Source organism: Patulibacter minatonensis DSM 18081 (assembly GCF_000519325.1).
In the GTDB taxonomy this organism is placed as follows: Bacteria; Actinomycetota; Thermoleophilia; order Solirubrobacterales; family Solirubrobacteraceae; genus Patulibacter; species Patulibacter minatonensis.
Genome location: NZ_KI912613.1, coordinates 1,529,686 through 1,548,922, shown reverse-complemented (window position 1 = coordinate 1,548,922; position 19,237 = coordinate 1,529,686). Strand labels below are relative to the sequence as shown.

Genomic DNA, 19,237 nt, shown 5'->3' with positions numbered 1-19,237 from the left:
TCCTTCCCGATCACTCCGGAGCACCCGTATGGCAACCCAGGCCGTCCTCGACCGCCCCACGAAGAGCCCCCCGCCGACCGTCGCGACCGGCGGCCGCGCGCCGCGCACCGGCGCCCGGCGCATGCTCAGCAAGGTCCCCGAGGTCACCCTCTGGTTCTGGATCATCAAGATCCTCGCGACGACGGTCGGCGAGACCGCCGCCGACTACCTGAACACGAACCTGAACCTCGGGCTCACGAACACCACGTACATCATGGGCGTGCTGCTGGCCGCGGTCCTGACCGCCCAGTTCTCGCTCCGCCGGTACGTCCCCGGGGTCTACTGGACCGCGGTGGTCCTGATCAGCGTCGTCGGCACGCTCATCACCGACAACCTGACCGACAACTTCAACGTGCCGCTGCCGACGAGCACGATCGGCTTCGGGATCGCGCTGGCCCTGACCTTCGCCGCCTGGTTCGCCAGCGAGCGGACCCTGTCGATCCACTCGATCCACACCCGCCGCCGCGAGGTCTTCTACTGGCTCACGATCCTCTTCACGTTCGCGCTGGGCACCGCCGCCGGCGACCTCGTCGCGGAGCACCTGAACCTCGGCTTCGCGCTCTCCGCCCTCGCCTTCGCCGGCGTCATCGCCGCCGTCACCGTCGCCCACCTGCGCTTCGGACTGAACGCGATCCTCGCCTTCTGGGCCGCGTACATCCTCACCCGCCCGCTGGGCGCCTCAGTCGGCGACCTCGTCTCGCAGCCGACGAGCGCGGGCGGCCTGGGCCTCGGCACCACCGTCACGAGCCTCATCTTCCTGACCGCGATCCTCGGGACCGTCGTCTACCTCACGAAGAGCCGCCGCGACCAGATCACGACGCCGGACGCGCCGCAGGGCTGACCCGCGGCGGGCCCGCCCGCACGCCGGCCCGCGCCGCCCCGGCCCTCCGTCGCCCGACGGGAGGCCGGGGCGGCGTCGTTGTTCCCGTCCCCGACCGCCACCGCCCGCCATGTCCCGACGCCGCACGCTCCTGCTCGCCACCACCCTCGCCGCGATCGCCGCCGTCGCCCTCGTCGCCCTCGTCTCCTCGGGCCCGGGCCGGGAGCTCGGCGGCGAGCTCGGGATCCGGGCCGACCGGCCGTTCGCGGCGCGGCTCTCCGGCCCGCTGTACGCCGCGCGCACGCTGCGCGACCGCGACGACGGCGCCCCGGACGTCGCATTCCTCACGTGCGACGCCGCACTCACCGCGACGGTCCGCGCCGAGGACGCCGCCGGCGTCCGCCGCGTGCTCGTGCGGGTCGACGGGCGGACGCAGGTGCGCCGCGACGTCGGGTGCCCGTCCGGTCGCTGCCCGCGTCGTGTGGTGGTGACCGCGACGCCGGGGCTGGTCGCCGCGGGGTCCGGGACGCACCGGGTCGAGGTGCTGGCGCTCGCGCCCGGGGCGACGGCGCCCTCCCGCGTCGCGCGCATCACCGTCGGCGTCGGCGACGCCCGGGCGGCGACCGGCGACATCGAGCCGCGGCCCCGCACCGCACCGGTCCTGTCGCTGGAGCGGCCGCGGCCGGCCGTCGACCGCCTGGTGCGGACCGTCGCGTCCCGAGCGCCGCTGGCCCGGCTCCTGGGCCGCTCCCGGCTGCGGCTCCGCGAGCGCGGCACCGGGTCCGGCGTCGTCACCGTGCTGGCCGACGTCGTCCCGGCGCGGACCGGGGTCGCCGCCACGCTGCCGCAGCCCGGCGACGAGGGCCCGGCGACGCTGCGGGCCCGGGTGCTCCGCGACCTGCTGCTCGACGTCGACCTCCGGACCGGGCGCCTGATCGCCGCCCAGCCCGGGCCGGGGTCGGTCCTGTCCCGGTGGTCGCCCGCCACCGAGCCGCCCGCCGGCGAGTCCGCCGACGAGGCGCCCTCCTCCGCGTTCACGGCCCGCCGCCCACCGCGGCTGCAGGCGCTCTCCGAGCGGGGCCCGCGGCTCTTCGTCGAGGACGGCGACCCCGACCTGCGGTCGTCGGGCCGCGACTGGCCGGTCTCGATGATCTTCACGGGCCACGCGTCGGTGGCCTCGGTCAAGGCCGGCCTCCGCCGCATCGGACTGGTGCGCCGCGGGTCGTCGCGCTCCCTCGGCTACCGGCTCCCCGGCAGCGACCTCCTGCGCTTCGACGCCGACCGCGGGCTGAAGGACCCCTGCGACGCGGCGGGCACCGACCTGCACGCCCGCGTCTACGCCCCGACGGCCACCGACCGCTTCACCGATCCCGAGCTCGGCGGCGTCGTGGTCGCCACGGTGCATCTCGACCACCGGGACGGGTGCGGCGTGGGCCCGCAGCAGTTCGGCTTCTCGGAGCGCGCCGAGGCGCGGCTGGCCGGCCTGATCGCGTCGCGTCTGCGGTGGCGCGTGCGGCGCGACGCGCTGGACCTCGGCAACGGCGAGCCGCTGCGCCGCGACGCCGCCGACCCCGGGCACCTGTGGCTCGCCGACGGGGCCGCCACGCTCGTGACCGTGCCGTAGGCCCAACACCACCCCAACACCACCGCTACCGGGCTTCGCCGGGCGCGCGACAGATTGGGGACATGGCACCGAGCCCGACCATGAAGGTCCCCCGTCCGCGCCGGGACGTCGTCCCCGGGCGTCCGTCCGTGCGGGCTCGCGCGGACCGCCGACTCCCGCTCCTCGCCGCGGCCGCCACCGCGGTCGTCGGGGTCGTCAACGTCACCTCGGCGCTCGCCCCGCCGCCGTCGGGGCACGCCGCGAGCGTCGACCGCCTCGCGGCCGGGGAGCTCGTGGTCGCCGTGCACGCCCTGTCGCTTCCCGCCGGCGTGCTCCTCCTCACGCTCGCCGCGTTCCTCGCCCGGCGCCGCCGCCGGGCGCTGTGGGTCGCGCTCGCCGTCCTCGTCGCCGTCGGCCTGCTGCAGCTGCGCGGCGGGCTCGACCTCGTCGAGGCGACCGTGAGCCTCGCCGTCGCCGCCTGCCTCGTGGCCGGCCGCGCCGCGTTCGTCGTCCGGCACGAGGACGGCGCGCTCGGCGTCGCGCTCCTCCGGATCCTCGGCGTGGCCGCCGCCGTCGGGATGGCCGTGTTCGGCACGGTCCGCGCGGCCGTGCCGTGGTCCTTCCCGGGGGCGACGAACGACCAGGTCCTGGCGGAGACGGGCGCGCTCCTGACGGGGACGCGCGGACCGCTGCACCTGCCCGACGCCCTCGCGTGGCTGCCGCTCGCGAGCGGCGGTCTCGTCGCCGTCGCCATCGCCGTCGCGGGGTGGCTGCTCTTCCGGCCCCTCCCGGTCCCCGACGACGCGCCGACGCCGGAGTCCCGCGAGCTCGTCGCCGCGACGGTCCGCGCGCACGGACACGACACCCTGAGCGCGTTCAAGCTGCGCCCCGACGTCCGCACGCTCGTCTCCGCCGACGGCCGCGCGTTCGTGTCCTACCGCGTCGACAGCGGCGTCCTCGTGATCTCCGGCGACCCCGTCGGTCCCGAGGACGCGCTCCCGGCGCTCGTGGCCGAGGTCCGGCGCTTCGCGGGCGAGCACGACCTGCGGATCGCCGCGATCGGCGCGAGCGACGCGTTCGCCGAGCTGGCGGTCGCCGGCGGCCTGCGGTCGCTGTACCTCGGCGACGAGGCAATCGTGCAGACCGCCGCGTTCACCCTCGAGGGCCGGCCGATCAAGAAGGTCCGGCAGGCCGTCGGGCGCGTCGAGCGCGCGGGGTACCGGGCCGAGGTCCGGCAGCTGGGCGACTGCGACGAGGTCCGGATCCGCGAACTGGAGGACGTCAGCGCGCAGTGGCGTGGCGACGCGCGGGAGCGTGGGTTCTCGATGGCGATGGACGGGCTCCGGGGCCCGCACGTCCAGGACTCGCTCGTGGTGGTCGCCCGGGACGACGCGGGCCGGGCCCGCGGGTTCCTGCACTTCGTGCCGGCCTACGGCCGCGCGGCGATGTCGCTCAGCCTCATGCGCCGCGACCACGACACGCCCAACGGGCTCACCGAGTTCCTCGTCGTCCGGGCGATCGAGCTCCTGCGCGACCGCGGCGTCGAGGAGCTGTCGCTGAACTTCGCGGTGTTCGCCCGGTGGGTGCACGCGCCGACCGGCCCGGTCGAGCGGCTCCTCGGGCGCGCGGTGCTCCGCGCCGACGGGGTCTTCCAGCTCGAGAGCCTCTACCGGTTCAACGCGAAGTTCTCCCCGCGCTGGGTCCCCCGCCACCTCCTCTACGAGAGCGCGCTGAGTCTGCCCCGCACCGCCCTGGCCGCCGCGTGGATCGAGGGGCACCTCCCGCGGCCGGCCCTGGTCCGCGGACGGACCGCGGCGCCCGCCGCGCCGGCACGGGTCGCGGGATGAGCCCGCTCCTCACCGGGCTGCTGCTCGCGGTCGTCGCGTCGGTCGCGCTGAACGCCTCGTACCTCATGCAGCACGCCGGTTCGAGCGGCGCTCCGGAGATGGACGTGCGCCGCCCGGTCGCGACGCTCACGGGACTCCTGCGATCCCGTTGGTGGCTCGCGGGTGCGGTGCTCGGCGTCGTCGGCTCGCTCGGCCACGCCGCCGCGCTCTACGGCGCCCCGCTGTCGCTCGTCCAGGCGTTCGCGGCCGGCGGGCTCGTGCTCACCGTCCCCGTCGCGGCCCGCGTCTTCGGACAGCGGCTGGGGCGCCGCGAGGCGTGGGCGGTGGCGGCGCTCGTCGTCTCGCTCGCGACCCTCGGGATCGGCGCGACGTCGACGGCGGCCCGTGGCGTCCCGGTCGGACCGCTCGTGGTGGCGCTCACCGCGGCCGCCCTCGTCGCCGCGGTCCTCGTCGTCCTCGCCGACCACCGGCGCCGCGCCGTCGCCCTCGGGACCGCGGGCGGGATCCTCTACGGCGCGGGGGACGCGGCGACGAAGGCCCTGGCGGTCGTCGCGCACCACGGCGTGCTCGGCGTCGTCGCCAGCCCGTGGCTGCTCGTCTACGTCGCCATCTGCGGCTGCGGATTCGCCTGCTTCCAGCGCGGCCTGCAGCTCGGCCCCGTGGTGCCGGTGGTCGTGACGATGACCGCCGCGACCAACGCCGTCGCGATCCTCACCGGGATCGTCGCGTTCGGCGAGCCGCTCGGCGCAACCCCGCTGCTCGCGACCCTCCACGCGGTCGCGTTCGCCGTCGCGGGCTGGGCGGGGCTGCGCCTGGTGGCCCGCGGCAACGACCTGCACGCCGACGCGCCCGCCGCGGGGAGCGTCCGGGTGCCCGACGCGCTCGGCGTCACGGGACCGCACTGACGCGGACGCCGGGACCACCCGCCGCGCTCATCCGGGTCGGTCATGATCCTGGCGTGCGCCCGCTGCCCCGGTCCGTCCCGTTGCGGATCCGCCTGACCATCGCCTTCGCGTCGGTGATCGGGATCGTGCTCGCGGGCGTCGGCGCCCTGATCTACGTCGAGTTCTCGGGCTACATCGACCAGCGGGCGGACGACGAGCTCGCTGAGCGCTCGGTGGCGTTCCGCGGGCTCGCCGCCGAGGAGGTGCGGCCCCGCCGGATCGTCGCGCTCTCCGGCGAGGCGTACGCGCAGATCTACGACGCACGGGGTCGGCTCCTCGCGTCCAGCCGCGGCCCGGGCCGGACGCGTCTGCTGTCCGCCGACCAGCTCGCGCGTGCACGCCGCGCCCCCGTGGTGGAGACCGTCCCGAAGGCCCCGGGTGCCCAGGACGGCGTGCGCCTGCGGGCCTTCACGATCGACGAGACCGAGGTCGCGGTCGTCGCCGAGCCGCGGGACGACCGGGACCGCGAGCTCGACAAGCTCGCGACCCTCCTCCTCGTGAGCCTGCCCGGCGCGCTGATCCTCTCCAGCCTGGCGGGCTACGTCGTGGCCGGGGCGGCGCTCGCGCCCGTCGAGCGGCTCCGCTCCCGGGCCGCCGAGATCAGCGACACCGACCTCGGCGACCGGCTCCCGCGGCCGGGGACGGGCGACGAGCTCGACCGGCTCGCGGAGACCCTGAACAGCATGCTCGGCCGGCTGCAGGGCGCGCTCGAGCACGAGCGGCAGATCGTCGGCGACGCGAGCCACGAGCTGCGCACGCCGATCGCCGTGCTGCGCACCCGGGTGGACGTCGCGCTGCGCGACCGCACGCTCGGCACCGAGGACCTGCGCGCCACCCTCGAGGCCGTGCACCAGGACGCCGTCCGGCTGACGCGGCTCGCCGACGACCTGCTGCTGCTCGCCCGCGCCGACCAGGGCGCCCTTCCGCTGCGGCTGGAGCCGATCGACGTGGAGGACCTGCTCGACGGCACCGCCGCCCGCCACCGGGGCCCCGCCCCCGCCTCCGCCGACGACCGCGCGATCCGCGTCGCGCCGCCGGAGGGCGGTGCGGTGCTCCTCGGCGATCCGGACCGCATGGCGCAGGTCCTCGACAACCTCGTCGTCAACGCCCTGCGCCACGGCCGCGGGGCGATCGAGCTCTCGGCCGGGGACGGCCCCGACGCCGGCACGATCCGCATCGCGGTCGCCGACGAGGGTCCGGGCTTCCCCGCGGACTTCGCCGGCCGCGCGTTCGACCGCTTCAGCCAGGCCGACGGCTCGCCCGGCGGCAGCGGCCTGGGACTCGCGATCGTCGCCGCGATCGTGCGGGCGCACGGCGGGTCGGTCGCGGTCGAGGACGGCGCGCGGGTCGTCGCGGTGCTGCCGCGGGCCTGATCCCCTCGAGGGCGCCCAGCGTCCCCCGCAGGGCGTCCGTCAGGTCCAGGAGCGCCGAACGGACGTCGTCCGCGTGCCCGGTGCCCGTCACCCCTGTGCGTGCTGCGGGCGCCCGACCTCGAGGTCGCTCAGGTGGTGCCGGCGCGTCGGCCCGGCGTGCTCTCCCGGCTCCTGGACGTCGCGACGCCCCTTCGCCACCCAGGCGACGAGCGCGACGAAGACGATCAGGAGGACGGCGCTGACCGGACCGTCGCCGAGGCCGAGGCCGCCGTCCTTGGACTTGCTGAAGCCGTCGGCGAACGAGGCGCCCAGCGGCCGGGTGATGACGTAGGCGATCCAGAACGCGGCGATCGGGTTCAGGAGGCCACGCCACCAGAGCAGCGCGGGGACGGCCATCAGCGCGGCGAAGAGGACCGCCGAGCCGAAGTACCCGAGCTTCAGGGTCATCGCGGTCATGTCGCCGGCGGCGGTGCCCAGCGCGAACGTCGCGAGCACGGCCGTCCAGTAGAAGGCCTCGCGGCGGCGGGTCGTGATGCTGTGGATCGAGAGCGTCCCCTCGACGCGGTGCCAGACCGCGAAGACCGAGGCGACGCCGAGCGCGAAGAGCGGTGTCGTCACCGCGTAGGAGAGCCCGAGGCCGTCCTTGATCCCGTCGGCGACCATCGTGCCGAAGATCGCCAGCATCATCACGGCGAACCAGTAGACCGGCGCGCGGTACTCGCGGGCCCGCAGCTGCAGGCGCATCGCGAGGACGAACCCGCCGACCCCGATCAGCGCCGCGAGCGGGATGCTCGTCTGGCCCATGAAGTCGGAGATCGCCTCGCCCATGCCGGTGGTGAGGAGCTTGAGGACCCAGAACGTGGCCGCGATGGCCGGGACCTTCGCGGCGAGCGGCTCGAGCCAGTTCTGGCGGTCGGTGGTGGTGGTGCGGGGCATCGGGATCCAGTGCGGCTCGGGTGCGGGAGGGCTTCGCGGGGGTCGGGTGCCGTCGCTCGTCAAGGAGGTTCGAGCGACGGCGCGGACCACGGTAGGACCCGAAGATGAGTCGTCGATGAGAGCGGCGCGCGCTCGGACCGACCTGGCGCGACGGGCCTCGCGGCCCGCCGTCCGCCCTGCCGGCCCTGCGTCGCTCAGACGGCCTCGGCGTCCAGCTCGCCGCGCTGGACCTCGATCACGTCGCGCTTCGTCTTCGTGAGGAAGACGACGAGCGCCAGGATGATCGCGAGGAAGATGTAGCTCGTCCCCGTGGTGCCGAGCCCGAGGCCGCCGTCGGCCTTCGCCTGCGACAGGAGGTCGCCGATCGACGCGCCCAGCGGGCGGGTCAGGATGTAGGCCAGCCAGAAGGCGAGGACCGCGTTCAGCCCGAACCGCAGGTGGGCGACCGTGATGATCGCGATGACGCCGGCGAAGATGAGGGCGGAGACGAAGAAGCCGAGGCCGATCTGCTCCGCGAAGAGGTCGCCCGCGGCCGTGCCCAGCGCGAACGTGAAGAGGATCGTCAGCCAGTAGAAGCCCTCGCGCTTGCTCGTGACGATCGAGTGGATCGACAGCGTCCGCTCGACGGCGAACCAGGTCGCGAAGACGCCGGCGAGGATCACGGCGAAGACGATGGTGCTCGTCTGCAGGGGGACGTTCGCCGCGTCGGTCAGGTTGTCGGTGATCAGCGTGCCGAACACGCTGATGAACACGATCGCCAGCCAGTAGATGGCCGGGACGTACTTCCGTAGGCGGAACTGGACCACGAGGATCGCGATCAGCAGTGCTCCGGTCACGTACGTCGTGTTCGTCAGCCCGAAGTTCAGATTGACGTTCAGGTAGTCGGCCGCGGTCTCGCCGACCGTCGTCGCCAGGATCTTGATGATCCAGAAGTAGAGGGTGACCTCGGGGACCTTGTTCAGCATCGCGCGTCCGCGCGATGCCGAAGCGGCTGCTCCGGGGTGGGTGGTGGTCGTCGTCATGCGCACCACCGTGCCGACCCCAGATGAGTCCTCCATGAGTCCGCCGGCGGCGGTCCCGGGGAGGCGGGTCAGGCGACGGCGCCACCGTCGCGGCGCAGGCGGTACCCGGCGCCGCGGACCGTCTCGATCGAGGTGACGCCGAACGGGCGGTCGACCTTCTCGCGCAGGTAGCGGACGTACACCTCGACGACGTTCGATCGCCGCTCGTACCCGTAGTCCCAGGCGTGCTCGAGCAGGGCGTAGCGGTCGAGCACCCGGCCGGGGCGACGCATGAACGTCTCGAGCAGCGCGAACTCCTTCGGGGAGAGCTCGATCTCCACGTCGCCCCGGCGGACGCCGCGGGTCGCGGGGTCGAGGTGGAGGTCCCCGACCGTGATCGTCGCGGGCCGCTCGATCGGGCCCCGCCGCGCGAGCGCCCGCAGCCGGGCGCCGAGCTCGACGAACGAGAACGGCTTCGTCAGGTAGTCGTCCGCGCCCGTGTCCAGGCCCCGGACGCGGTCGTCGACGGAGTCCCGTGCGGTCAGCATCAGCACCGGTGCCCAGACGCCGTCCTCGCGGAGGGCCCGGCACACCTCGAAGCCGTCGCGACCGGGGAGCATCACGTCGAGGACGATCGCGTCGTACTCGCTCGAACGCGCCATCTCCAGCCCGAGCTCCCCGTCGCGCGCGAGGTCGACGACGAGCCCGTCCGCGGCCAGCCCGCGCTTCAGGAGACCGCTCATCTTCACGTCGTCCTCGACGACCAGTACGCGCATGGGCGCGACGTTGACGACGCAAGATGAGACCAGGATGAAAGGCCGGCCGCTCAGCCCGCGACCGCCGGCAGGGCGAACCAGACGTCGGCGCCGCCCTCCGGCCGGTTCGCCGCCCCCGCCGTGCCGCCGTGCGCCTCGGCGGTCGACCGGACGATCGCCAGCCCCAGGCCGGTGCCGCCCCGGCCGCGGGCCTCGTCCGCGCGGGCGAAGCGCTCGAACGCCCGCGCGAGGAACGCGTCGGGGAAGCCCGGGCCGTCGTCGAGGACGTGGACCTCGACGACGGACGCCAGCTCGCGGACCTGCACGTCGACGCGCGTCGCGCCGGCGTCCAGGGCGTTGCGGACGAGGTTCGTCAGCACCCGCTCGAGCCGGGACTCGTCCCCGCGGAGCACGCATCCGGACGCGGCGGGGTCGAGCGCGAGGGCGTCGGCGGTCGGGCCGATCCGCGCCCGGACCTGCTCGACGAGCTCGTCCAGCACGATCACCTCGACCCGTGGCGGCATCGCGCCGTCGTCCGCGCGCGCGAGGACGAGGAGGTCCTCGGCGAGCCGCACGAGCCGGTCGTTCTCCTCGGCCGCGGCGACGATCGCCTCGCGCAGGTCGTCGTACGAGGCGCCGTCGCGCATCGCGAGCTCGAGCTCGCCCTTCACGAGCGCGAGCGGCGTGCGCATCTCGTGGCTCGCGTCGTCGACGAAGGCGCGCTCGCGGCGGAACGCGTCGTCGAGGCGGTCGAGCATCCCGTTCAGCGTGTCGGCGAGGCGCGAGACCTCGTCGCCCGCCGGCGGCACCTCGAGGCGGGTCCCCGAGCGCCCCGTGCGGATCGTCGACGCCGCCCGCCGCATCCGCTCCATCGGGCGGAGCGCCCCGGCCGCGGCCCCGTAGCCGGCGACGGACGCGAGCAGCAGGAGCACCGGTCCGCCGACGAGGAGCAGCTTGGCGAGCCGGTGCTGCGCCACCTCGATCGGCTCCAGGGAGGCGCCGACGACGACGATCACGCGCTGCCCGGCCGCGGTGATCGGGCGGGCCAGGAGCCGCGTCCGGTCGTCGGCGTCGACGGGCCTGATCGTCGGCCGCTCGACGAAGATCTGCCCCACGGCCGCCCGGCGGACCTGCGCGGGCGTGAGGAGCCGCCGGGTCCCGAGCGCGGTCGAGGAGTCCATCACGCGGCCGTCGACCGCGAGGATCTGGGCGACCGTCTCGCCGCGCTCCGTCAGCGGGCTCGCGCTGCGGGGCTCGGAGGCCGCGTCGGTGGCGAGCGCGGCGACGTCCGACGACCGCGTGCGCAGCCCGTCGTCGACCCCGGACTTCAGCGTGGCGCCCAGCGCGACGTACAGGCCCGCGCCCGCGACGGTCAGGAGGACCGCCATGACGAGCGCGAACGCCGCAGCGACGCGTATCCGGATCGGGAGCCGGGCGAAGAGGCGTGCGGGGCGCAAGGGCACCCGTGCAGTCTGCTGCCTCCCGATGAACGCGAGGTGAGAGCGCCGCTCCCAGCGGAATCTCAGCCAACGGCCGGGGTCCTCCCATGCGGCGGCCGCAGGATGGCGCCCATGATCAAGTCGTTCAAGTCCAAGACCGTCGTCCTCGCCGCGGTCGGCGTGCTCGGGATCGGCGGCGGCGCGTACGCCGCCACCTCGTCCTCCAGCGCCCCGACACCGCTGACGTCCACCACCTTCTCCTCCGCGTCCGACGCGGCGCTCGCGAAGTACCCGGGCAGCACGCTCGTCGGGATCCAGAGCCGGAACGACGGGACGTACGAGGCCGAGGTCCGCAAGACCGACGGCACCGAGGTCGAGGTCGAGCTCGACAAGGACTTCAAGGTCACCGGCACGCACGCCGGCGGCTTCGGCGGTCGCGGCGGCGACCACGGCGGACGGGGCGGCCACGGCGTCGACACCGCCGCGCTGGCCAAGACGCTCGGCGTGACCGAGGCGAAGCTGCAGGCCGCCCTCGAGGCGACCCGCGGCACGAAGGACGACCAGAAGGGCGACCAGATCACGGCGATCGCCAAGGCGCTCGGCGCGAGCACCACGGACGTCCAGGCGGTCTTCGATGCCCAGCGCGGCCAGGGCGGCCAGGGCGGCCATGGCGGCCACGGCGGTCCCGGCGGCGACGACTCGACCCTCGTGACCGCGCTGGCGAAGAAGACCGACAAGACCGAGGCGGAGGTCACGAAGGCCCTCGAGGCCGCGCACACCGCCCGCGAGGACGCCGAGGCCACGGCGCTCGCCAAGGAGCTCGGCGTCGACGCCGCCAAGGTCAAGAGCGCCCTGGCCGCGGCGAAGCCGGCCGGGCGCCCGTAGTCCGTGACCCCGCCGTCCGACCCGGGGGGAGCCGGGCGGCGGGGTCACGACCGACGCTCGCGGGCGCCCGGGCACGGTCCCGCGGCAGCCGGCGACGTCCGGAGACCGACCACGCGTCGCGTCGCTCTCATCCCGGGCTCATGCCGGTCCGCCACGGTGCGCGCATGCAGACCGCGCCCCCGCACCGTCGCCGAAGCTCCCGATGATCTGCGGGCCGCGGGCCACCGCCCGACGCACGCGGGCCTGACCGGTGCGCGTCCTCGTGGTCGACGACGAGCGCCGGATGGCCGAGCTGCTCCGGCGGGGCCTGACGGCGGACGGCCTGAGCGTCGACGTCGCGCACGACGGGACCGAGGCGCTGTGGCGGGCCGGGGCCACGCGGTACGACGCGATCGTGCTCGACGTGATGATGCCCGGGCTCGACGGCGTCACCACCTGCCGGCGCCTGCGCGAGGACGACGTCTGGTCGCCGGTGCTGCTGCTGACCGCGCGCGACGCGATCGAGGACCGGGTCGCCGGGCTCGACGCCGGGGCGGACGACTACCTCGTCAAGCCGTTCGCGCTCCCGGAGCTCAGCGCCCGGCTGCGCGCGCTGGCCCGCCGGGGCCGGGCCGAGCGGCCGACCGTGCTCCGCGTCGGCGACCTCGAGCTCGACCCGGCGTCGCACCGGGTGCGGCGCGGCGACGTCGCGATCGACCTCTCGCCGAAGGAGTACTCGGTCCTCTACGCGCTGATGGCCGCGCCCGACGCCGTGCTCGACCGGTACGAGCTGCTGGAGCGCGCCTGGGGCAGCGAGTACGAGAACCGCTCCAACATCATCGACGTCTACATCAGCTACCTGCGGCAGAAGATCGACCGGCCGTTCGGCACCGACTCCATCCAGACGGTCCGGGGCGAGGGCTACCGCATCCGCAGCGCCCCGGCCCCGAGCGGCTGACCGCCGTGCGCCACCTCCCGCTGCGGGTCCGGGTCACCCTCGCCTTCGCGACGGCGATGGCGCTCCTGCTCCTCGCGCTGTCGGTCTTCCTCGTGCTCCGGCTCGAGGCGCAGCTGGACCTCGCGATCGACCAGGGCCTCGAGTCCCGCGTCGCCGACATCAGCGCGCTCGCGGACGGGTCACCGGACGGTGGCGACATCGGCTCCCCGGGCCGGCTCGGCGACGACGACGCCAGCACGACGCAGCTCCTGGACCAGCGGAACCAGGTCCTGCACGCGACCCCGTCGTCGTCGCGCACCTCCCTCCTGACGCAGCGGCAGCTCGCCGCCGCCCGCAGGCACCCGCTGTTCCTCGACGTGCGCGTCGGCGGCGAGCACGCGCCTGTCCGCCTCCTGGCCGCCGCAACGGGCGACCGCGACGTCGTCGTGGTCGTCGGGCAGTCCCTGGAGACCCGCCACGACACCGTCGACCAGCTCCGCCGGCAGCTCACGATCGGCGTGCCCGTCGCGCTCCTGATCGCGAGCGTCGCCGGGTACCTCGCGGCCGCCGCGGCGCTCCGGCCCGTGCGCGCGATGACCCGCCAGGCACGCGCGATCGAGGGCTCCGCGCTCGCAGACCGCCTCGGCGTGCCACCCGGGGGCGACGAGATCACCGAGCTCGGGGACACCCTGAACGCGATGCTCGACCGCCTGGACGACGCGATGCAGCGCGAGCGCGGGTTCGTCGCCGACGCGAGCCACGAGCTCCGCACGCCGCTGGCGATCATCGACGCCGAGCTCCAGGTCGCGCTGCGGTCCGACGGGTCGCCGGAGGCGCACCGCGAGACCCTCGAGTCGCTGGCGGCGCAGAACGCGCGCGTGGTCCGACTCGCCGAGGACCTCCTCGTCCTCGCTCGCGCGGACCAGCACCGCCTGCCCATGCGCGCCGAGCCGCTGGACGTCGGGATCGCGGTCGCGTCGTGCGCCCGGCGGTTCTCCCCGCGGGCGGAGCAGCACGGGCTCCGGATCACGGCCGGGACGGACGACGACCTGTTCGTCGAGGCCGACGAGGTGCGCCTCGACCAGCTCCTCGACAACCTCGTCGAGAACGCGCTGCGGTACGCCACGGGGGCGGTGCGGCTGACGGCCGGGCGCACTGCCGGCGGGATCGTCCTGTCGGTCGCCGACGACGGCCCCGGGTTCCCCGCCGCCTTCGTCGATCGCGCCTTCGACCGCTTCGCGATGGCGGACGACTCGCGGACGGGCGGCCACGCCGGCCTCGGGCTCGCGATCGTCCGGGCGATCGCCGAGGCCCACGGGTGGACCTCGACCGTCCCGCCGACGTCCTCCGGGGCCGTCGTCGAGGTGCGGATGACGCCGCTGGGCGGGCCTCCGGCGTCGACATGAGCGTCCTCTCACGGAGGCTCAGAGCGCTCCAATCGGCCGTCCGTAGCTTGCGGATCGACCCAACCCCAAGGAGCAGGACGATGACGAAGTTCAAGCAGATCCTCATGACCTCGGCCGTGCTGGCGGGCCTCGGCGCGGGCGGCGCGGCGTTCGCGAACGCCCAGACCGGCAGCCCGTCGACGAGCGGCAAGGCGACCGCCGCGCAGACGGCCGCCCCCGAGCACGGTGAGACGAACGACGGGCCCGGCGGCGACCGGAACGAGGCCGCCGACCAGGTGACCGGCACCGACGCGGCGTCCGCGAAGACGGCGGCCCTGGCCGCCGTCGACGGCAAGGTCACCGAGGTCGCGAAGGAGACCCCCGACGCCAAGGACGCGACGGACAAGGCGGACACCCCGGAGAAGGGCGACAAGCCGGACGCAGCGGACAAGACGGACAAGCCGGAGAAGGGCGACACCCACGACCCGGCGTACGAGTCCCGCATCGCCTACGACGTCGAGGTCACGAAGACGGACGGCGGCGTCGTCGATGTCCACCTCGACAAGGCGTTCAAGGTCCTCGGCACCGAGAAGGCCGACCACGGCGACCACGGCGACCAGGGGAGCCAGGGCGCCGACCAGGGCGACGGCGACGGCGAGAACCCCGCCGCCTGACCCGGCACGACACCGCGACGAGGCACCGAGGGCCCGGCGGACGCCGGGCCCTCGCCCGTCGCGGGGCGGGCACGGCGACGCTGTCGCCTGTGCTTGAATGCCGCTGTCAGGTACCCCTAAGTCCGACCCGCCGCCGACCGCGCCGGCGGGTCGCGACACCGCCGCTCCTCCCGCCGACCGCCCTCCGCATGCCGCAATCAGCCCTCGCAGCCCGTCCAGCCGGCACCCGCGCGGGCACGACCGTCGCCCCGCGCGCATGAGCGCCACCGCGCTCCCCGCCGACGCCGACGAGCTGCGCGCCGTCGTCGCCGGGCTCGTCGGTGCGACGGCCGACGAGATCGCGGACGGCGACGACCTCGTCCTGGACTGGGCGCTCGACTCGGTCCGGGCGATGGCGTTCGTCGGCCGCCTGCGCGAGGCCGGCGTCTCGATCGACCTGATGGAGCTCTCCGACGTCCCGACGGTCGCCGCGTGGTGGCGGCTGATCGCGACGCGCCGGCCCGCGGGCTCGTGACCGCCGGGGGCGACGCCCTCCCGCTGACCGCCGCCCAGACGGGCATCTGGTTCGCGCAGCAGCTCGACGAGGGAGGCGCCGCGTTCATCACCGCGGAGTGCCTCGAGCTCCGCGGGCCCGTCGACCTCGACCTGCTCGCGTCCGCGATCCGGACGGCGGTCGACGAGGCCGAAGGCCTGCACGTGCGGCTCGATACGGACGGCGAACTGCCGGTCCAGCGCCCGCACGCGCCCGGCGACTGGCCGCTCCCCGTCGTCGACCTGCGCGACGAGGAGGACCCGGACGCCGCCGTCCTGGCCTGGACGCGGTCGGCCTGGCGCCGGCCGCTGGACCTGGCGACGGACCGCCTGTTCGACGAGGCGCTCCTCCGCGTCGCCGACGACCGGACCGCGTGGTTCCAGCGCGTCCACCACCTGGCCGCCGACGCGATGGGCCTGTCGCTGATCGCCCGCCGCGCCGCGGAGATCCACTCGGCGCTGGCGTGCGGCGACGAACCGCCGCCCGCGTGGTTCCCGTCCCTGGCCGCGACGCTCGAGGTCGAGTCCGCCTACCGGGACTCCCCCGCCGCCGGCCGCGACGACGAGCACTGGCGCGCGCGGTTCGCGGCCCCGCCCCGGATCACGACGCTCACCGACCGCCCCGAGTCGACCGGGCACGAGGTCCACCGGGCCAGCGCGCCGCTCGACGCCGACCTGATGGCGCTGCTCCGCGACGCCTCGGACGCCGTCGACGCGACCTGGCCGGAGCTCGCGATGGCGGCCGTCGCGACCTACGTCCGGCGCATGGCGACCACCGCCGGCCATGAGGACGACGAGGTCCCGGAGGAGATCGTCCTCGGCGTCCCGATGCTCGCCCGGCTCGGGCCCGTCGCGCTCCGCAGCCCGGCGACGATGGTCAACGTGCTGCCGCTGCGGGTCGCGCTGCACGGGGGCAGCCGCCCCGCCGATGTCGTGCGCGCCGTGACGGACGGGATGCGCGGCCTCCGGCGCCACCAGCGCTTCCGCGGCGAGGAGCTCCGCCGCACCATCGGGGCGCTCGGCGGTGGACGGGCGCTCCACGGGCCGATGGTCAACGTGCTGCCGTTCGACTACGCGCTCGACTTCGCCGGTGTCCCCGCCGTCGTCCGCACCCTCGGCGCCGGGCCGGTCGACGACCTCTCGTTCAACCTTTACGACCGCGGCGACGCCCCGCCGCGCCTGGACGTCGAGGCGAACGTCGGCCGCTACGACGCGGACGAGACCGGCCTGCACGCGGAGCGGTTCCCCGTCGTCCTCCGGCGGTTCGCCGAGGCCGTCCTCGCCCACCCCGAGCCCGCCGGGGAACGTCGCGAGCCTCCCGCGGCCGGCCCGGTCCGCGACACGCCGGGGCCGACGGTCGACGGCCTGGAGCTCACGACCCCCGAGGAGCTCGCGCGCATCGCGGGCTGGAACGCCACCGCCCGCGACGTCGACCCCGCGCTGACGCTCGTCGACCTGCTGGACCGCTGCCGCGACGCGCACCCGGACGCCGAGGCCGTCCGGCTGGGCGAGCACGCCGTGACCCACGCGGAGCTCCACGCGCGCGCCGACGTCCTGGCCACGGCGCTGCGGGAGCGCGGCGCGGGACCGGGCCAGATCGTCGCGGTCGCCGTGCCGCGGTCGGTCGACCTGCTCGTCGCGCTCGTCGGCGTCCTGAAGAGCGGCGCGGCCTACCTGCCCCTCGATCCGGACCAGCCGGGCGCGCGGCTCCGGGGCATGCTCGACGACGCCCGGCCCGTCGCGGTCGTCGTCGACCCCGCGCTGGACGACCTCGTGCCGTGGCCGGATGCGCTGCCGCTCGCGCGGCCGTCCGGGGACGCCGACGGTTCGGTCGGCCGGGCCACGCGCGACGAGGTCGTCGCCGGCGGCCCGTCCGCCACCGTCCCGGCCGCGATGCACGGGGCGCCGCCCGTGCCCGTCCCGGACGACGCACCGGACCGCGTCGCCCGCGCCGGCGACCCCGCCTACGTCCTCTACACCTCCGGCTCCACCGGGCGCCCGAAGGGGGTGGTCGTCCCGCACGGGGCGATCGTCAACCGGCTCCTGTGGCAGGACGACGCGTTCCCCGTCGGGCCCGGCGACCGGATCCTCCAGAAGACCCCGGTCGGCTTCGACGTCTCCGTCTGGGAGCTCTTCTGGCCGCTGATCGCCGGCGTGCCGCTGGAGGTCGCGCCCCCGGGGGCCCACCGCGATCCCCGCGCGCTCGCCGAGCTGATCGCCGGGGCGGGCGTCACCGTCTGCCACTTCGTCCCGTCGATGCTCGCGCTGTTCGTCGACGAGCCCGCGGCCGCCGCGTGCACCGGCCTGCGGCGCGTCGTCTGCAGCGGCGAGGCCCTGCCCGGGGACCTCCGCGACCGCCTCCGCGCCCTCCTCCCGGGCACGCGCCTGGACAACCTCTACGGGCCGACCGAGGCCGCGGTCGACGTCACGCACTGGGACTGCACCGACGACGCGCCGGGGACGGGCGTCCCGATCGGCCGCCCGGTCTGGAACACCGGGTGCCACGTCCTCGGCGCGGAGCGCCGTCCCGTCCCGGTCGGCGCCACCGGCGAGCTCCACCTGTCGGGCGTGCAGCTGGCCGCCGGCTACCTCGGCCGCCCGGACCTGACGGACGCGGCGTTCGTCGACGACCCGGCGCTGGGCCGGACCTACCGCACCGGCGACCTCGCGCGGTGGCGTCCCGACGGCGCGATCGAGTACCTCGGCCGGCGGGACCACCAGGTGAAGATCCGCGGGCAGCGGATCGAGACCGGCGAGGTCGAGGCGCACCTCACCGCCGCCCCCGGGGTCGTGCAGGCCGCGGTCGTCGCGCGCGTCGACGGGATCGCCGGGGCGGCGACCACCCGGCTCGTCGCCTACGTCGTCCCCGCCTCGGCGTGCGACGCGGGGGCGCTCCGTCGCCGGCTCGCCGAGGCCCTGTCGGACGCGATGGTCCCCGCGGCGTTCGTCGGGCTCGACGCCCTGCCGCTGACCGTCAGCGGCAAGCTCGACCGCGCCGCGCTCCCCGCCCCCGAGGCGCCGGTCGCTCCCGGGGCGACGGACGACCGCCCCCCGGCGTCCCCGACGGAGGAGCTCGTGGCGGGCGTCTTCGCCGAGCTGCTCGGCCGGGACCGCGTCGGGCCGGACGAGGACTTCTTCCTCCTCGGCGGCCACTCGCTGCTCGCCGCACAGGCCGCGCAGCGCCTGCGCCGGGCGCTCGGGCGCGAGGTCTCGATCGGCGCGCTCTTCGCCGCCCCGACCGCCGCCGCGCTCGCGCTGCGGCTCGAGGATCCGGACGAGGCCGGAGCCCTCGACGTCGTGCTGCCGCTCCGGCAGGGCGGGGACCGGCCGCCGCTCTTCTGCCTCCATCCCGCCGGCGGGATCGGCTGGTGCTACGCCGGGCTCACGCGCCTGCTCCCGGCCGACCAGCCCGTGGTCGCCCTGCAGGCGGTCGGCCTCGACGGGTCAGGCACGCCGCCGACCACGCTCCACGAGATGGCCGCGGACCACGTCCGGCGGATCCGCGCGTTGCAGCCGGAGGGGCCGTACCGGCTGCTCGGCTGGTCGGTCGGCGGGGTCCTCGCCCAGGCCGTCGCCGCGCTCCTGGAGGACGATGGCGCGGACGTCGACGTGCTCGCGCTCCTCGACGCCTACCCGAGCGACCAGTGGCGCGACCTCGCTGCCCCGGAGGAGTCCGACGCCCTCGTCGCCCTCCTGAACATGGCGGGCCACGACCCCGCACGGCTCGGTACGGGGCCGCTCACCCGGGAGCGCGTCGTCGCGGCGCTCCGGGACGACGGCTCGGCCCTGGCGTCCCTCGGCGAGGACGTGCTGAACGCGATGGTCGGCATCGTCGTCCGCAACGCGGCGGCGATGCGGACGCACGAGCACCGGCCGTTCCACGGATCGGCGGTCTTCTTCGCCGCCGCCGCGCCGCGGCCGGAGGACTGGCTCGACGTCGACGGCTGGCGCGCCCACGTCCGGGGCGGCCTCGACGTCCACGCCCTGCCGTGCACGCACGCCGAGCTCCTGCGGCCCCCGCACGTGGAGCGGATCGCGGCGGTCCTCGCACCGTTGCTGGCTCCATCGAATTAGGCGCACCTGACAGAC

15 protein-coding genes are annotated in these 19,237 nt (G+C 75.7%); 11 read left to right on the top strand and 4 right to left on the bottom strand.

Annotated elements, in window-relative coordinates; translation table 11 throughout:
* Window positions 1-121: 121 nt before the first annotated feature.
* The 5 genes from PATMI_RS28135 to PATMI_RS28120 all read left to right on the top strand — a co-directional run bounded on the left by PATMI_RS28135 (window position 122) and on the right by PATMI_RS28120 (window position 6,626).
* Window positions 122-880 carry a COG4705 family protein gene (locus PATMI_RS28135; protein ID WP_036727242.1) on the top strand — a complete coding sequence of 253 codons (759 nt, stop codon included), beginning with the start codon at window positions 122-124 and terminating at the stop codon, window positions 878-880.
* Window positions 881-989: 109 nt separating this feature from the next.
* Window positions 990-2,483, top strand: a complete 1,494-nt coding sequence (locus PATMI_RS0107025) for a hypothetical protein (protein ID WP_026910364.1) — start codon at window positions 990-992, stop codon at window positions 2,481-2,483.
* 62 nt (window positions 2,484-2,545) lie between these two features.
* Window positions 2,546-4,309 carry a bifunctional lysylphosphatidylglycerol flippase/synthetase MprF gene (locus PATMI_RS28130; RefSeq protein ID WP_051471166.1) on the top strand — a complete coding sequence of 588 codons (1,764 nt, stop codon included), beginning with the start codon at window positions 2,546-2,548 and terminating at the stop codon, window positions 4,307-4,309.
* Window positions 4,306-5,214, top strand: a complete 909-nt coding sequence (locus PATMI_RS34070) for a DMT family transporter (RefSeq protein ID WP_157260656.1) — start codon at window positions 4,306-4,308, stop codon at window positions 5,212-5,214. The genes PATMI_RS28130 and PATMI_RS34070 overlap by 4 nt, the downstream gene beginning before the upstream one ends.
* A 53-nt stretch (window positions 5,215-5,267) precedes the next feature.
* Window positions 5,268-6,626, top strand: a complete 1,359-nt coding sequence (locus PATMI_RS28120; RefSeq protein WP_051471165.1) for an ATP-binding protein — start codon at window positions 5,268-5,270, stop codon at window positions 6,624-6,626.
* Between the two features lie 87 nt (window positions 6,627-6,713).
* Here the strand turns inward: PATMI_RS28120 and PATMI_RS28115 are convergent, their stop codons facing one another.
* The 4 genes from PATMI_RS28115 to PATMI_RS0106990 all read right to left on the bottom strand — a co-directional run bounded on the left by PATMI_RS28115 (window position 6,714) and on the right by PATMI_RS0106990 (window position 10,781).
* Window positions 6,714-7,562, bottom strand: a complete 849-nt coding sequence (locus PATMI_RS28115) for a COG4705 family protein (RefSeq protein WP_084269755.1) — start codon at window positions 7,560-7,562, stop codon at window positions 6,714-6,716.
* A 194-nt stretch (window positions 7,563-7,756) separates the two neighbouring features.
* A complete protein-coding gene (locus PATMI_RS28110; RefSeq protein WP_051471164.1) occupies window positions 7,757-8,584 on the bottom strand; it encodes a COG4705 family protein in 828 nt (275 codons plus the stop codon).
* A 68-nt stretch (window positions 8,585-8,652) separates the two neighbouring features.
* Window positions 8,653-9,339 carry a response regulator transcription factor gene (locus tag PATMI_RS0106995; RefSeq protein ID WP_084269754.1) on the bottom strand — a complete coding sequence of 229 codons (687 nt, stop codon included), beginning with the start codon at window positions 9,337-9,339 and terminating at the stop codon, window positions 8,653-8,655.
* A gap of 50 nt (window positions 9,340-9,389) precedes the next feature.
* Window positions 9,390-10,781 carry a sensor histidine kinase gene (locus PATMI_RS0106990; RefSeq protein WP_051471163.1) on the bottom strand — a complete coding sequence of 464 codons (1,392 nt, stop codon included), beginning with the start codon at window positions 10,779-10,781 and terminating at the stop codon, window positions 9,390-9,392.
* A gap of 108 nt (window positions 10,782-10,889) precedes the next feature.
* On the opposite strand from PATMI_RS0106990, the gene PATMI_RS37290 reads away from it, so the two are divergent.
* From PATMI_RS37290 to PATMI_RS0106960, 6 genes are all read left to right on the top strand, one after another.
* Window positions 10,890-11,642 carry a PepSY domain-containing protein gene (locus PATMI_RS37290; RefSeq protein ID WP_051471162.1) on the top strand — a complete coding sequence of 251 codons (753 nt, stop codon included), beginning with the start codon at window positions 10,890-10,892 and terminating at the stop codon, window positions 11,640-11,642.
* A 250-nt stretch (window positions 11,643-11,892) separates the two neighbouring features.
* Window positions 11,893-12,579 carry a response regulator transcription factor gene (locus tag PATMI_RS0106980; protein ID WP_026910360.1) on the top strand — a complete coding sequence of 229 codons (687 nt, stop codon included), beginning with the start codon at window positions 11,893-11,895 and terminating at the stop codon, window positions 12,577-12,579.
* Window positions 12,580-12,584: 5 nt separating this feature from the next.
* Window positions 12,585-13,964 carry a HAMP domain-containing sensor histidine kinase gene (locus PATMI_RS0106975; RefSeq protein ID WP_026910359.1) on the top strand — a complete coding sequence of 460 codons (1,380 nt, stop codon included), beginning with the start codon at window positions 12,585-12,587 and terminating at the stop codon, window positions 13,962-13,964.
* Window positions 13,965-14,044: 80 nt separating this feature from the next.
* The gene (locus PATMI_RS0106970) at window positions 14,045-14,617 is read left to right on the top strand and encodes a hypothetical protein (RefSeq protein WP_026910358.1); all 573 of its coding nucleotides are present in this window, start codon (window positions 14,045-14,047) and stop codon (window positions 14,615-14,617) included.
* 256 nt (window positions 14,618-14,873) lie between these two features.
* A complete protein-coding gene (locus tag PATMI_RS37285; protein WP_026910357.1) occupies window positions 14,874-15,131 on the top strand; it encodes a phosphopantetheine-binding protein in 258 nt (85 codons plus the stop codon).
* Window positions 15,092-19,222: a non-ribosomal peptide synthetase gene (locus PATMI_RS0106960; protein WP_084270313.1), complete on the top strand. Its 4,131-nt coding sequence runs from the start codon at window positions 15,092-15,094 to the stop codon at window positions 19,220-19,222. The genes PATMI_RS37285 and PATMI_RS0106960 overlap by 40 nt, the downstream gene beginning before the upstream one ends.
* The last annotated feature ends 15 nt before the right edge of the window (window positions 19,223-19,237 follow it).

Coding starts and splice junctions, on each gene's coding strand:
- PATMI_RS0107025 (WP_026910364.1), top strand. CDS start 990: ATGTCCCGACGCCGCACGCTCCTGCTCGCCACCACCCTCGCCGCGATC.
- PATMI_RS28110 (WP_051471164.1), bottom strand. CDS start 8,584: ATGACGACGACCACCACCCACCCCGGAGCAGCCGCTTCGGCATCGCGC.
- PATMI_RS34070 (WP_157260656.1), top strand. CDS start 4,306: ATGAGCCCGCTCCTCACCGGGCTGCTGCTCGCGGTCGTCGCGTCGGTC.
- PATMI_RS28130 (WP_051471166.1), top strand. CDS start 2,546: ATGGCACCGAGCCCGACCATGAAGGTCCCCCGTCCGCGCCGGGACGTC.
- PATMI_RS0106995 (WP_084269754.1), bottom strand. CDS start 9,339: ATGCGCGTACTGGTCGTCGAGGACGACGTGAAGATGAGCGGTCTCCTG.
- PATMI_RS0106970 (WP_026910358.1), top strand. CDS start 14,045: ATGACGAAGTTCAAGCAGATCCTCATGACCTCGGCCGTGCTGGCGGGC.
- PATMI_RS37285 (WP_026910357.1), top strand. CDS start 14,874: ATGAGCGCCACCGCGCTCCCCGCCGACGCCGACGAGCTGCGCGCCGTC.
- PATMI_RS28135 (WP_036727242.1), top strand. CDS start 122: ATGCTCAGCAAGGTCCCCGAGGTCACCCTCTGGTTCTGGATCATCAAG.
- PATMI_RS37290 (WP_051471162.1), top strand. CDS start 10,890: ATGATCAAGTCGTTCAAGTCCAAGACCGTCGTCCTCGCCGCGGTCGGC.
- PATMI_RS28115 (WP_084269755.1), bottom strand. CDS start 7,562: ATGCCCCGCACCACCACCACCGACCGCCAGAACTGGCTCGAGCCGCTC.